This is a genomic window from Pseudomonas sp. B35(2017) (assembly GCF_002113645.1).
GTDB classification, from domain to species: Bacteria; Pseudomonadota; Gammaproteobacteria; order Pseudomonadales; family Pseudomonadaceae; genus Aquipseudomonas; species Aquipseudomonas ekonensis.
Window position 1 is genome coordinate 66,554 of record NZ_NEIZ01000005.1, and the last position, 13,575, is coordinate 80,128.

13 protein-coding genes and 1 other RNA gene are annotated in these 13,575 nt (G+C 62.9%); 5 read left to right on the forward strand and 9 right to left on the reverse strand.

The window, feature by feature from the left end:
• Positions 1 to 104: 104 nt before the first annotated feature.
• The 7 genes from ssrA to CAG41_RS11505 all read right to left on the reverse strand — a co-directional run bounded on the left by ssrA (position 105) and on the right by CAG41_RS11505 (position 8,614).
• Positions 105 to 494: a transfer-messenger RNA gene (gene ssrA / locus CAG41_RS11475) on the reverse strand.
• Positions 495 to 590: 96 nt separating this feature from the next.
• Positions 591 to 875 (reverse strand): hypothetical protein, encoded by a 285-nt coding sequence (locus tag CAG41_RS11480; RefSeq protein ID WP_085631776.1) that lies wholly within the window; start codon positions 873 to 875, stop codon positions 591 to 593.
• Between the two features lie 129 nt (positions 876 to 1,004).
• A complete protein-coding gene (locus CAG41_RS11485) occupies positions 1,005 to 3,827 on the reverse strand; it encodes an FAD-binding and (Fe-S)-binding domain-containing protein (RefSeq protein WP_085707024.1) in 2,823 nt (940 codons plus the stop codon).
• Entirely contained in the window at positions 3,824 to 4,495 is a 672-nt protein-coding gene (locus CAG41_RS11490) for a lactate utilization protein C (RefSeq protein ID WP_085656194.1), read from the reverse strand. Before CAG41_RS11490 ends, CAG41_RS11485 begins: the two co-directional genes overlap by 4 nt.
• On the reverse strand, positions 4,495 to 5,949 hold the full coding sequence (locus CAG41_RS11495; protein WP_085631770.1) for a LutB/LldF family L-lactate oxidation iron-sulfur protein: 1,455 nt from the start codon (positions 5,947 to 5,949) through the stop codon (positions 4,495 to 4,497). The genes CAG41_RS11490 and CAG41_RS11495 overlap by 1 nt, the downstream gene beginning before the upstream one ends.
• Complete coding sequence (locus CAG41_RS11500; protein WP_085707025.1) at positions 5,946 to 6,770, reverse strand: (Fe-S)-binding protein; 825 nt, start codon at positions 6,768 to 6,770, stop codon at positions 5,946 to 5,948. Before CAG41_RS11500 ends, CAG41_RS11495 begins: the two co-directional genes overlap by 4 nt.
• A gap of 149 nt (positions 6,771 to 6,919) precedes the next feature.
• A complete protein-coding gene (locus tag CAG41_RS11505) occupies positions 6,920 to 8,614 on the reverse strand; it encodes a lactate permease LctP family transporter (RefSeq protein ID WP_085578401.1) in 1,695 nt (564 codons plus the stop codon).
• Between the two features lie 261 nt (positions 8,615 to 8,875).
• Here CAG41_RS11505 and CAG41_RS11510 point away from each other — a divergent pair, with 261 nt between their 5' ends.
• Entirely contained in the window at positions 8,876 to 9,643 is a 768-nt protein-coding gene (locus tag CAG41_RS11510) for an FCD domain-containing protein (protein ID WP_085578403.1), read from the forward strand.
• 70 nt (positions 9,644 to 9,713) lie between these two features.
• Here CAG41_RS11510 and smpB read toward each other — a convergent pair whose 3' ends face one another.
• The gene (gene smpB / locus CAG41_RS11515; RefSeq protein WP_085578405.1) at positions 9,714 to 10,196 is read right to left on the reverse strand and encodes an SsrA-binding protein SmpB; all 483 of its coding nucleotides are present in this window, start codon (positions 10,194 to 10,196) and stop codon (positions 9,714 to 9,716) included.
• 118 nt (positions 10,197 to 10,314) lie between these two features.
• Between smpB and CAG41_RS11520 the strand changes: the two genes are divergently transcribed.
• The 3 genes from CAG41_RS11520 to CAG41_RS11530 are packed head-to-tail and all read left to right on the forward strand — an operon-like array spanning position 10,315 to position 12,467.
• Positions 10,315 to 11,718 (forward strand): sodium-dependent transporter, encoded by a 1,404-nt coding sequence (locus tag CAG41_RS11520; RefSeq protein ID WP_085578407.1) that lies wholly within the window; start codon positions 10,315 to 10,317, stop codon positions 11,716 to 11,718.
• Positions 11,719 to 11,725: 7 nt separating this feature from the next.
• Positions 11,726 to 12,160, forward strand: coding sequence for a type II toxin-antitoxin system RatA family toxin (locus CAG41_RS11525; protein WP_085578409.1), 435 nt, complete (start codon positions 11,726 to 11,728; stop codon positions 12,158 to 12,160).
• Positions 12,153 to 12,467 carry an RnfH family protein gene (locus CAG41_RS11530; RefSeq protein WP_085578411.1) on the forward strand — a complete coding sequence of 105 codons (315 nt, stop codon included), beginning with the start codon at positions 12,153 to 12,155 and terminating at the stop codon, positions 12,465 to 12,467. The genes CAG41_RS11525 and CAG41_RS11530 overlap by 8 nt, the downstream gene beginning before the upstream one ends.
• 61 nt (positions 12,468 to 12,528) lie before the next feature.
• On the opposite strand, the gene CAG41_RS11535 is transcribed toward CAG41_RS11530, so the two are convergent.
• Entirely contained in the window at positions 12,529 to 13,059 is a 531-nt protein-coding gene (locus tag CAG41_RS11535) for an outer membrane protein assembly factor BamE (RefSeq protein ID WP_085578413.1), read from the reverse strand.
• Between the two features lie 97 nt (positions 13,060 to 13,156).
• On the opposite strand from CAG41_RS11535, the gene fur reads away from it, so the two are divergent.
• Complete coding sequence (gene fur, locus CAG41_RS11540; RefSeq protein WP_007915216.1) at positions 13,157 to 13,561, forward strand: ferric iron uptake transcriptional regulator; 405 nt, start codon at positions 13,157 to 13,159, stop codon at positions 13,559 to 13,561.
• The last annotated feature ends 14 nt before the right edge of the window (positions 13,562 to 13,575 follow it).

Here is a 13,575-nt window from a genome sequence, read left to right on the forward strand (position 1 = left end):
GGAACTCAAAAACTCTCAAAAGACCGCAAAAGCGCTGGAGGCCGCGTATTTACTGGATCGCAGGCACAAAAAAAGACGTCCGTGGACGTCTTTTTTTGATCATTTGGTGGAGCCGGGGGGATTTGAACCCCCGTCCGCCAGTGCTCCGCTGTCGGTACTACATGCGTAGCCGTGTCTATTGAGTTAACCCTCAGCGACCCGACGGGCAGGGTGCTTTGGGCGAGTTGTGTAAGTTTTAGCCGCTTCGTCCACAACGTACTGCACGGCGATTCTGTTCTATATGACAATCATTTCGGGTTTACAGACATCCCCTGATGATTGCTGGGCCCGAAGGCACCAGGAGTGCATGTCAGCTGCAATTAAGCAGCGAGAGCAGCACCGTATTGGTCGTCATTGGCAACTATAAGAAGTTGCAACAGTGGATTTACGAGTTCTGTTACCAACTCGGCATGCACCTAAAGTTTCGCCACCGGCGTCGAATCCTAATCGGCCCCGAACCTGTTGCTCGGCATTTCTCTTTGAGCAACAGGCACGTGCAGTGTACGCCAAACCGCTGGCGAGGCCAACCCGAAGGTTGGCCCGTTCACGGATCAGCTCTTGCCGTCCTTGCCGTCCTTGTTCGTGTTGCGGATGTCCTGGAGGGTCTTGGTGGTTTCGGTGATGCATTTCTTGGTGCCATCGTCAGTGTTTTGCGCCTGGTAGGCTTTGGCCTGCTGGACGCTGGCGTCCACCTGGGCGCTCTTGTCCGCAGGAATCTGGGCCTTGGCGTTGGCGATGGATTGCAGGTTGGTCTCGCATAGGTCGCCGGCGGCGAACGCGGCGGAGGTCAGCATCGAGGCGGTGACGAACAGACCGAACAGCACAGAACGTTTCATGGGCAATCTCCTTGAACTGAGGATCCAGACTTCGCTGGCCGTCAGGACGGGCAACCGGATGAAGGAACAGCCCCGTTCGGCGGGGCTTGTTCGGTGGACTGCGGGTGTTCGTCAGGGTTCTGTTTTTTTTCAGGCGAGCGTTTCGCTGCGTTTGGCCCGGGTCACGCGATCCACCAGGTAGACCAGTCCGTGGTAGTCGATGCCGCCGTGCTGCGTCAGGCCGATCTCACAGGTGCGGCTGGTGGAGATCCCCTCGCTGCACTGCTGCACCGCGTCCTTGAGGGTACGCAGCGAATGGCGGTTGAGTTCCGGCGTGGTGAAGCCCTTGTCGCCGGCGAAACCGCAGCAGTGGATGCCTTCCGGGATGACCACGTTCTTGCTGCACTTGCGCGCCAGGTCGATCAGCGCCTGGCTTTCGCCCAGGTGTTGGGTGCTGCAGGTCACGTGCACCGCAATCGGTGCGTCCTGGGGCGTGAACTCCAGCCGGTCGAGAAGATGCGTACGGATGAAGCGCACGGGGTCGTACAGATCCAGGCGAACATCGCCGACATCCTGCACCAGCCGCAGGGTGCAGGGGCTGGTGTCGCAGTAGATCGGGTCGAGCCCGCCGCGGCTGGCCTGGAGCAGGGCGCCGATCAGTTCCTGGCGCTTGTGTTCGGCCTGCTCGGCATAGCCCTTGGAAGCGAACGGCTGGCCGCAGCAGAGGCTGTCCTGATTCTCCGGGAAGACTACTTGATACCCGGCCTTTTCCAGCAGTTGACGGGTTTTGTCGTACAGCGACATCTGCTCCCGGTCACCCGCCGCGGGCCCCATCACCCGCGACACGCACGCCGCCAGGTACACCACGCGCGGGCGCTCGTCGTTGACGGTTGGGCTGAAGCGCACGGCGCGCTCCGGTTGCGGCATCGCATTGGTCCATTGCGGCACTTGTCCCTTGGACAGGCGCGTCAGCGTCGCCGACAGCTTCGCCAAGCGCGGGGCTCCCAACAGCATGCGGGCGCCGTTGGCCACGTGCAGGGTGAAGCGTGCGCCTTGCAGCGTCGTGGCGAAATTTCCTTCGATCCAGTTAGCGGTTTTCGTATGCGTCGCGTGTCGGCCCCGGAGCTTTTTCACCAGCTCGCCGGTATTGATTCCGACCGGGCAGCGTTGCGCGCACAGGCCGGTGGCGGCGCAGGTGTCGATGCCTTGGTAGTCGTAGGCCTTTTCCAGCTCGGTGGTGTCGACCCCGGCGCGCTTCCTCGCCTGAATGTCACGCCAGATCACGATGCGCTGGCGCGGGCTCAGGGTCAGGCCCTTCGACGGGCAAACCGGTTCGCAGAAGCCGCATTCGATGCACTTGTCGACGATCTCGTCCGCCGCCGGCAGCGGTTTGAGGTGCTTGAGGTGGATCTGCGGGTCTTCGCTGAGCACAACGTCCGGATTGAGGATGCCATCGGGGTCGAGGAGGCGCTTGAGTTGCCACATCAACTGGTAGGCGTCGCTGCCCCATTCCAGTTCGACGAACGGCGCCATGTTGCGGCCGGTGCCGTGCTCGGCCTTCAGCGAACCGCCGAACTCCACTGCCACCAATTGCGCCACGTCGTCCATGAACGCCTGGTAGCGTGCGACTTCTTCTGCGCTGTTGAAGCCTTGGGTGAAGACGAAGTGCAGATTGCCTTCCAAAGCGTGTCCGAAAAGGATCGCTTCGTCGTAGCGGTGTTTGTCGAACAGTTCGATCAGACGGTTCACACCGATGGCCAGTTGTTCCACCGGGAAGGTCACGTCTTCGATGATCACCGTGGTGCCGGTCTTGCGCACCGCGCCGACGGCGGGAAAGGTGTCCTTGCGGATCGCCCAGAGCCGGGCGTTCTCGGTCGGGTCTTCGGTGAAGTCGACCTGCTTTTCCACCGGGAATCCACTGAGCGACGCCATGATCTGCGCCAGCTGTTCCTGCAGCAATGTGGAAGAGGCGGCGCGGGATTCGATCAGCAAGGCGCAGGCATTGTTCGACAGGTGCTGTACGAAATCCGGCATGCCGGGTTTGTCCTGCACCGAGCGCAGGCTGCGTCGGTCGAGCAGTTCCACGGCGGACACTGGTTGGCGCTTGAGCACCGTGACGGCGTTGCAGCAGGTTTCCACATCCGGGAACACGATCAGCGCCGAGGCCTTGTTCGGGTGGTCGACCACGGTGTCGTAGGTCACCGCGCTGATGAAGCCGAGGGTACCTTCGGAGCCGACCAGCAGGTGGCTCAAGATATCCACAGGCTCGTCGAAATCCACCAGGGCGTTGAGCGACAGGCCGGTGGTGTTTTTCAGACGGTACTTGTGGCGGATTCGCGCAGCCAGTTCGGCATTGGCGCGGGTCTCGCGGCCCAGTGTCGCCAGACACTCCAGCAGTTCGCCGTGGCTTGCGCGAAACGCCGCGACGCTGGCGGCATCTTCGGTGTCCAGGCGCGTGCCGTCGGCCAGCACCAAACGGATGCCGGCCAGGGTGTGATAGGTGTTCTGCGCAGTGCCGCAGCACATGCCGCTGGCGTTGTTGGCGACGATGCCGCCGATCTTGCAGGCGTTGATCGACGCCGGATCCGGCCCGATCTTGCGCCCGAACGGCGCCAGCCAGGCGTTGGCATGTGCGCCGATCACGCCCGGCTGCAGACGGATCTGCGCGCCCTGGCCGCGGATCTCGCGGCCGTTCCAGTTGTCGCCCAACACGATCAGCACCGAGTCGCTGATCGCCTGGCCGGACAGGCTGGTGCCGGCGGCGCGGAAGGTCACCGGCACCCGGTTGCGGCGGGCCAGTTTCAGCAGCGCCACCACTTCGTCTTCGGATTCGACGCGGACCACCAGTTTCGGGATCAGCCGGTAGAAGCTCGCGTCGGTGCCGAACGCCAGGGTCGACAGGGGATCGTCGAAGCGGCGTTCGGCCGGAATCAGTTGCTGCGCATCGCGCAGGAAAGCCGCCGGTAACGTCATTGGTCCTCCAGGATCAACACCACCAGGTCTTTCGGGCCGTGGGCGCCGTAGGCCAGCACTTGCTCGATGTCGGCGGTCTTCGACGGGCCGGACACCAGCAACGCGTTGGTCGGCATGCCCTGGGCCCATTCGAATTCCTGCTGCACCTGGTAGAAGTTGTCGCGGATCTGGCTGGCCTTGAGCAGGGCGAAGTGCACGGTCGGCACCAGGCTCATCAGGCGCGGCTCTTCCCGGGTCGGCCAGAGGATCAGGCTGCCGGTGGCGGCGATGGCGCCGAGGGTGCCGGTGAGGCTCGCCGGGGTGTCGTTGAACAACTCGGCTTTCCATTCTTCCATCGGCCGGTCGTAGGCCTTGAGCACCGGCAGGGCGGGATTGTTCGACCAGTGTTGTGCGATCTGTCGGCCATGATCGGTGGTCGGTGCGACCAGCAGGCTGGGCAACTGACGGTCGCTCAGCAGTTGGGCGAGCAGGGCAGGCCAGCCGTCGCCGGTGGTCAGATGGATCTCGGTGTGCACCGCTTCCATCAGTTTTCGCAGTTGCGGGATGCGTTGTTCGGCCGCGTAGGTGTAAGGCTGCGTCACCAGATCGACATCGAAGTTGTCGGCAATCGGTGTGGTGCCGGTCAGGCTCTTGCGCAACTTGCCGAGGATGTTTTGCTTGGCGCTCATCAGCGGTCTCCCTCTTTGCCCAGATGTTCCCGGGCCATGTCGTGCAGCGAGCGGGCGGCGGGTTTCGGCGCGCTGTGGTTCTGTGTCCATGGGCCGACGTTGTTCGGCGTCAGTGCGCGCAGGCGTGTGGCTGCGAACGTGAACAGCCGGTACAGCGCCGGCGAGCTGTTGAGCTTGGCCCAGGCGTTCCAGATGAAGCGCTCCTTGCGCGAATACTTGCTGCCCTGGCCGCGCATCACCGGGTTCGGCGCGTCCGGCGCCTTGACGTTCTCTTCGCGCAGGCGGCGCAGCAGCGACGGGATCGGAATCTTCACCGGGCACACCTCGCCGCAAGCACCGCACAGGGACGACGCGCTCGGATGGTCCGGAACTTTCGCCAGGCCGACCATGTGCGGGGTGATGATCTTGCCGATGGGGCCTGGGTAGACCTCGCCGTAGGTGTGGCCGCCGACGCGGGTGTAGACCGGGCAATGGTTCATGCACGCGCCGCAGCGGATGCAGTTGAGGGTCTGGCGCAGTTCGCTGTCGGCGAAGGCCTGGCTGCGGCCGTTGTCGAGCAGCACCAGGTGCACTTCCTGAGGGCCGTCGAGTTCGTGTGCCTTGCGCGGGCCGGAGATCATGTTGACGTAGGTGGTGATCGGGATGCCCAGGGCCGAGCGGGTCAGCAGGGACAGCAGCGGCACCACGTCGCGCAGGTTTTCCACCACCTTCTCGATGCCGGTGACGGCAATGTGCACCGGCGGCACCGTGGTGGTCATGCGGCCGTTGCCTTCGTTCTCCACCAGCAGCAGGGTGCCGGTTTCGGCCACGGCGAAGTTGACACCGGAGACGCCGATGTCCGCCTCGAAGAATTTCTGCCGCAGCACCCTGCGACCGATCTGAATGAGTTGGTCGACGTCCTTGGTGTACTCCACGCCGAGTTTGTCGTGGAACAAGGACGCGACCTGACCGGCGTTCTTGTGGATGGCCGGCATAATGATGTGAGAGGGCTTCTCGTGGTCGAGCTGGACGATGTATTCCCCCATGTCGGACTCCAGACATTCAATGTCCCGAGCCTCAAGGAAATGGTTCATCTCCATCTCTTCGCTGACCATCGATTTGCCTTTGATCACTTGCCGCGCCTCGTGAGCGCGGATGATCGAAAGAACGATGCCATTGGCCTCGTCCACCGTTTCCGCCCAGTGCACAGTCACACCGTTGCGGGTCAGGTTCTGTTCCAGTCGCTCGAGCAGGTCGGGCAGCTTGGACAGCGCGCGGGCCTTGATCGCATTGCCCAAAGCGCGCAGGTGTTCTCGTTCATGGGCATCGCTGAAGGCCGCCGCTCGCTTGGCCATCAGTGAGTCCATCGCGGTGCGGAAGTTGTTCCGCAACTGCTTGTCGCCCAGGGCGTTGTGGGCCCGGGCGCGGAAATCTTCTTCTACGGCAACCGTAGGAATGATTGTCGAGGCGCTCACTTCGCACCTCCGGTCCGCTGCCACAGGAAGCTGGCCAAGTGTTGGCCGCGCAGCGCTTCCTTTTGTTTCTCCAGCGAACCGTTGATGTTCATCAAACAGCCGCAGTCGGCGCTCAGCACCTGGTGCGCGCCGGATTCCTTCAGCGCGCGGGTCTTGTCGGCTACCATCGCGCCGGAAATGTCTGGCATACGGACGCTGAATGTCCCACCGAAGCCACAGCATTCGCTTTCATGGTCATGGTTGACCCGTTCCACGTTGCTCAACTGCGCCAACAGCTCGCGGCCGTGCAGGTGGGTGTTCATCTCCCGGCGCGCCGAGCACGAGGTGTGCAAGGCGACCTTCACCGGCTCACCGCTGTCCTCAAGCTGCACCTTGCAGACGAACAGCAGGAACTCGGCCAGTTCATAGGTGCGGGCCGCGAGGGCCTGCACCTGTTGCAGCGTGTCCGGCTCGTCCTTGAACAAGTCGGCGTAATGCTCGCGGATCATCCCCGCGCACGAGCCCGACGGCACCACCACCGGCCAGTCCCCGGCGAACAGCGCCAGTTGCGAGCGCGCCACAGTCCGGGCCTGTTCGGTGTAACCGGAGGTGTAGGCCGGTTGTCCGCAGCAGGTCTGCCCTTGCGGGTAGTCGACCCGGATGTCTTCGCGCTCCAGCAGGCGGATCGCGTCCATCCCGGCTTCGGGGTAGAACAGATCCACCACGCAGGTCCCGAACAGGTAGACCCGCGACGGTTTCTCGCCGGGGTATTGCCGGGGTTCGGGCAGGGGCGGTGCGACGCGGGTAGCGTTGGGCACGGCGTTGTAGAAAAGCTCGCTCATCAGGCGTGTCTCCGGGTGGGCCCGGTTATCCGTCTGTGCGGCTGCCGAATATAGAGCGCGTTGCTTTCAGCAGCCTTACAGACCGGGGTGTGAATTGCTGACGCCGGAATCACGGACCGGCGTCGGTTTTTTCCTTATGGCTCGTCGTCTCAGTGCACCAGCAGGCCGGTGAACCAGTAGGCCTGGGCCAGGGTGATCAGGCCGACGATCGTTGCAAAGAATAGGCTGTGCTTGAGGGTGAACCGGAACAGATCCGATTCCTTGCCCACCAGGCCGGTCGCGGCGCAGGCCACGGCGATCGATTGCGGCGAGATCATCTTGCCGGTCACGCCGCCGCTGGTGTTGGCGGCCACCAGCAGGGTGTCGTTGACGCCGATCTGGTGCGCGGTGGTCGCTTGCAGCGAGCTGAACAGGGCATTGGACGAAGTGTCCGAGCCGGTCAGGAACACGCCCAGCCAACCGAGGAACGGCGAGAAGAACGGGAACGCCGCACCGGTCGCGGCCAGCACCAGGGCCAGGGTCGAGGACATGCCCGAGTAGTTGGTGACGAAGGCGAACGCCAGCACCATGCCGATCGACAGGATCGGCCAGCGCAGCTCGTAGAAGGTCTCTTTCAAAGTGGTCAGACCAGTTTTGAAGTCGATCTTCAGCACCGCCATCGAGATCAGCGCGGAGAAGAAGATCGCCGTGCCGGTGGCGGAGATCGGGTCGAGCTTGAACACCGCCGGGATTGCGGTCGGCGTGGCGACGATGGGCGCGGTCTTGATCACCAATTGATCGAGGTGCGGGATCGCGAAGTTGAACACCCAGGCGTACATCGAGCCGCCGGCGGCGAACATGGCCTTGAACGGCTTGAGGGTCCAAATGGTCACCAGCACGGTGAGGATCAGGAACGGCGACCAGGCCTTGAAGATTTCGCCCAGGCTGTAGGGCGATTCGACGGTCGTGCGCTTCTGGCCGAAACCGCCTGCGCTGGCCGTCACCACCGAGGCGGAAACGGCGCCGGCGATGTGTTGGCCGGCGGCGCGTTTTGGCTGCCAGACCTTCAGGAACAGGGTCAGCGAAATCAGGCTGGCCAGGGCCGAGGTGATGTCCGGCAGCTCCGGGCCGATGAAGTTCGAGGTGAAGTACTGGGTCACGGCGAAGCTCAGGCCCGCCACCAGCGCGGCCGGCCAGGTCTCACGCACGCCGCGCAGGCCGTCCATCATGAACACCAGCCAGAACGGCACGAACAGCGACAGCAGCGGCAGTTGGCGGCCGGTCATGGCGCCGATCTTGAACGCGTCGATGCCGGTCACTTGGCCGGCGACGATGATCGGGATCCCCAGCGCACCAAAGGCGACCGGCGCGGTGTTGGCGATCAGGCACAGGCCGGCGGCGTACAGCGGGTTGAAGCCGAGCCCCACCAGCAGCGCGGCGGTGATGGCCACCGGTGCGCCGAACCCGGCGGCACCTTCCAGGAATGCGCCGAAGCAGAAACCGATCAGCAGAACCTGCAGACGTTGGTCGTCGGTGATCGACAGCACCGAGCTGCGGATGACTTCGAACTGGCCGCTCTTGACCGTCAGTTTGTAGAGGAACACGGCCGCCACGATGATCCAGGCAATCGGCCACAGACCGTAGGCGAAACCGTAGCCGGCGGCGGCGAAGGCCATGTCCACCGGCATGTGGAACGCGAAGATCGCCACGGCGATGGCCAGCGCCAGGGTGATGCTGCCGGCGACATGGCCCTTGAGGCGGAACACCGCCAGGGCGAGGAAGAAGAAGACGATGGGGATGACGGCCGCGAGGGCGGACACGCCGAGGCTGCCGAGCGGGCTGTAGAGCTGTTGCCAGGTTTGCATATGGGGTGGCCCCTAATTGTTGTTGGTCAGGCACTGTCAGCAATTTGGGTAATTGGTAAGACCAATTTACAATCGCTGTCGGCTAGGGTAAAAGCCTCGGTATCGGTGTGTCAATTTGCCGCCCTAAAACTTTTGTCGAACAACCGGACGACCGGGCCGGTTGAACCGGTCGAATCGATGGGATCTGAGAGGTGCCGGCAACGCGGCGATAGGCCAGAATAGAGAGCCCGGCGAGCGGTCGGGGTCGTGGAGAATTGAGTGATGGGGTTTGATCAGATACGTCAGCGCCGTTTGTCTGACGATATTGTCGAGCGGCTTGAGGGGATGATTCTCGAGGGCACGCTGAAGTCCGGCGAACGCTTGCCGGCCGAACGTACGCTGGCCGAACAGTTCGGGGTGTCCCGGCCGTCGCTGCGCGAAGCGATTCAGAAGCTGACGGCCAAGGGCCTGTTGGTCAGCCGCCAGGGCGGCGGCAACTATGTGGTGGAAAGCCTCGGTTCGACCTTCAGCGATCCGCTGCTGCAACTGCTGGAGAGCAATCCTGAGGCCCAGCGCGATCTGCTGGAGTTTCGGCACACCCTGGAGGCATCGTGCGCCTATTACGCGGCATTGCGCGCGACCGACGTGGATCGCGAGCGGCTGACGGCGGCGTTCGAGGAACTGCAGGATTGCTATTCACGGCACGACGAAGTGAGTCGGGCGGAAGAGGGTGCGGCGGACGCGAAATTTCATCTGGCGATTGCCGAAGCCAGCCACAACGCCGTGTTGCTGCACACCATCCGCGGGCTGTTCGACCTGCTCAAGCGCAACGTGGTGACCAACATCGGCGGCATGTACAAGCAGCGCGCGGAAACCCGCGACATGCTGATCACCCAGCACCGGGAGCTGTATCTGGCGATTGTCGAGGGGCGGGCGGAACAGGCGCGTGAGGTGTCCAGCCGGCACATTCTGTATGTGCAGGAAGTGCTGGAGGAAGTGCGTCAGGAAGTTCAGCGCGTGGCCCGGGCGGAGCGGCGCAAGGGGATGTGACGGTGGTTTGCCTGGCTTGATCTGTGGCGAGGGAGCTTGCTCCCTCGCACGGCACTTGACTGGACTGGCGTCAGTCTTCCTTGCCCTTGTTGCGCACGGCGCGCTGCAGCTCGCGGCCGGCGTCGCGTTCGCGCTCGGTGTCGCGCTTGTCGTATTCCTTCTTGCCCTTGCCCAATGCGATCTCGCATTTGACCATGTGCTTGCTCCAGTAGAAGGACAGGCATACGCAGGCGTAGCCCTTCTGCTGAACGGCGGCGGACAGCTTGTCCAGCTCGCGGCGGTTGAGCAGCAGCTTGCGGGTGCGCACCGGGTCGGCGATGACGTGGGTGCTGGCGGTCATCAAGGGCGTGATGTGGCTGCCGAGCAGCCAGGCTTCGCCATCCTTGAGCAGCACGTAGCTGTCGACCAGCTGCAGCTTGCTTGCCCGCAGACTCTTTACTTCCCAACCGGCCAGAACCAGACCGGCCTCGAACTTGTGCTCGATGAAGTAATCGTGTCGCGCCTTTTTGTTCTGCGCGATGGTTCCTGTTGGGTGTTTTTTCTGTTTGGCCATAGGGGCGGCATTATATGGAGATAAACGGCTGGCGGCTACGGTGATGCGCGCGCTTGAGCAGGTTGAGTGAATCCCGGACAATGCGGCCTCTTTTTCGAACGCTTGGGCGTGATAAACGATGTCGACAGACAAGGTTTCTGTCCACGGCAGTTGGGCTAGCCGCTGGGTTTTCATATTGGCGGCGACGGGCTCGGCCGTGGGCTTGGGCAGCATCTGGAAGTTCCCCTACATGGTCGGGGTCTACGGCGGCGGCGCCTTTGTGCTGATGTTCCTGGCGTGCATCGCCCTGATCGGGATCCCGGTGATGCTCGCCGAAACCCTGATCGGCCGGCGCGCCCGGCAGAGCCCGGCCAACGCCCTGAAGGTGCTGGCGCTGGAGGCGGGGCACACGGCCAAGTGGTCGTGGGGCGCGTTCGCCGGGATGATCACGGCGCTGCTGATCCTGTCTTTCTATAGTGTGGTGGGCGGCTGGTCGCTGGACTACATCGTCGACATGGGGCGCGGCGACTTCCAGGGCGCCAGCGCCGATCAGGTGGGCGCCTACTTCGGCAACGTGATCGCCGACCCGTGGCGCCTGACGCTGTGGCACACCGTGTTCATGCTGCTGTCGGCCGTCGTGATCGCCAAGGGCGTGGTCGCCGGTCTTGAGCGCAGCCTGCGGATCATGATGCCGCTGCTGTTCGTGATGGTGCTGGTGCTGCTCGGCTACAGCATGACCACCGGGCATTTCATGGAAGGCGTGCATTTCATGTTCGACTTCCATCCGGACAAGGTGCTCGACGGCCTGCTGCCGGCGATGGGGCATGCGTTCTTCTCGCTCAGCGTGGGCGTCGGTTCGATCATGATCTACGGCGCTTACATGCCGAAACACACCTCGCTGTCCGGCACCGTCGTGGGTGTCGCGCTGCTCGACACGTTCGTGTCGCTGCTGGCGGGGCTGGCGCTGTTTCCGATCGTGTTCGCCGGTGGCCTGAACCCCAGCGAAGGGCCGGGGCTGATGTTCGTCAGCCTGCCGTTCGCCTTCGGCAACGTCGCGTTCGGTCAGCTGATGGGCGTGGTGTTCTTCGTCCTGGTGGCCATCGCCGCCTGGAGCTCGGCCATTTCCTTGCTGGAGCCGATGGTCGCCTATCTGGTGGAGCGGACTAAAATCAGCCGTGCGTGGGTGACGTTCTGGCTGGCCTTCATTTGCTGGTTCGTCGGCCTGGGCACGGTGTTCTCCTTCAACATCTGGAAGGAGGCCAAATTCTTCGTGAACGAAGGTGGCCTGTTCCACCTCTACCAGTGGGGCGCGGCGGGCGGTCTGGATTTCTTCGGCGTGATCGATTTCTTCACTTCGCGGATCATGCTGCCGCTCGGCGGGTTGTGTTTCGTGATGTTTGCCGGTTGGGTGATGGGGCGTGAGGCGGTGCGTGACGAGCTGTCGATCCGCAGCCCGGCGCTGTTCGCCTTGTCTCTGTTCTTGATGCGCTATGTGGCGCCTATCGGCATTCTTGTGGTGTTTGCCGCCCAGCTCTGGAAGTGACGCTGACATGACGACACATATTCAACGTTCGGCGCTGTTGCCTTATCCGGCGCAGTTTCTCTACGACCTGGTCAACGACGTGGCGCGCTACCCGGAGTTCCTGCCTTGGTGTTCGTCCGCCGAGGTGCTGGAAAGCTCGGACGTCTACATGCGCGCCAGCGTCGGCGTGGCCAAGGGCGGCCTCAGCCAGCATTTCGTCACCCGCAACACGCTGGTGCCGGGGCAGTCGATCGAGATGAACCTGGAAGAGGGGCCGTTCACGCAACTGCACGGCATCTGGGTGTTCAAGCCGTTGGGCGAGAAGGCGTGCAAGATCAGCCTGGACTTGTCCTTCGACTACGCAGGACCGCTGGTGCGCGCCACCCTCGGCCCGCTGTTCAATCAGGCGGCCAACACCCTGGTGGATGCGTTCTGCCAGCGCGCCAAGCAGAAGCATGGTTGATCCGGTGATCGAGATCGAAGTGGTGTATGCCGCCGTCGACCGTCAGATCCTGCGTTCGGTGAGCGTGGGCGAGGGCACGACGGTGCGCGCTGCGCTCATGGCCTCGGGCTTGGGCAGCGAGTGTCCGGAGCTGGATCTGGCCGGCTGCCCGTTGGGCATTTTCGGCAAGGTGATCGCCGACCCGCAAGTGCGTGTGGTTCAGGCAGGGGATCGCATCGAGGTCTATCGCCCGTTGCTGGCCGATCCGAAGGAAGTGCGGCGTCTGCGTGCGGCCAGGGCCGCCGAGGCGAAAGCGCGAAACCAGTGAGTCGGCCGGTGGCCAGGCAATAAAAAACCCGGAATCTCCGGGTTTTTTATTGCGTCGCAAATTATTGCGGCGAGGTTTCCAGCGGCTCCGGCGTCGGCACCGGAACGGTTTCCACGCCATCCACGTCCTTCTGGATCTGATCCAGCAGGGAACCCGGCTTGACCGGTTTTTCCGGTTTCGGCTTCTCGCCGTTTTCTGTGGCAGGGGCGGTCACGGTGGTGCCGGTGTCCTTGCCGAGGATGGCTTCGTCACGGCTTACGCCGGGCATGAAGTCACCGGAGAGGCTGACGAGCTGGTCGTTCGCGTTGAAGTTGACGCTGATGCGTTCCTGTTGGCGTTCACCGCCGCCCGGCTGCAGGCTGTACAGGTAATCCCAGCGGTCGGGGTGGAATGTGTCGGCGATCAGGGGGTTGCCCATGATAAACCGCACTTGCCGCCGGGTCATTCCCGGACGCAACTGGTCTATCATGTCCTGCGTGACGACATTGCCCTGCTGGATGTCGATTTTGTAAACCCCGGGGAATGAACAACCGGCGAGTGCGAGCAGTCCCACGAAGGTGAAACTGGTTAGCAAGAGCTTGGTGTTTTGCATCGGTGGGCGACTTCCACTATCTTGGCTGGGACAACGTAAACGCCGATCATACCCGCATTAAGAGAAGCTGCGAAGCAGCATCGCGAGAAAGCTGACCATGGTTGAAAATAGCGAACTACGCAAAGCCGGCCTCAAAGTGACCCTGCCTCGGGTCAAGATCCTGCAAATGCTGGACTCCACCGAGCAGCGCCACATGAGTGCCGAAGACGTCTACAAGGCGTTGATGGAGGCTGGCGAGGACGTCGGTCTGGCCACGGTCTACCGTGTCCTGACCCAGTTCGAAGCGGCCGGCCTCGTGGTCCGTCACAATTTCGACGGCGGCCACGCGGTATTCGAACTGGCCGACAGCGGACACCACGACCATATGGTCAACGTGGAAACCGGTGAGGTGGTCGAGTTCGTCAGCCCGGAAATCGAAAAGCTCCAGAAGGCGATCGCCGAAGAGCACGGTGTCGAGTTGGTCGACCACAATCTGGTGCTGTACATCCGCAAGAAAAAGTAAGCCTGTCGCGCGAG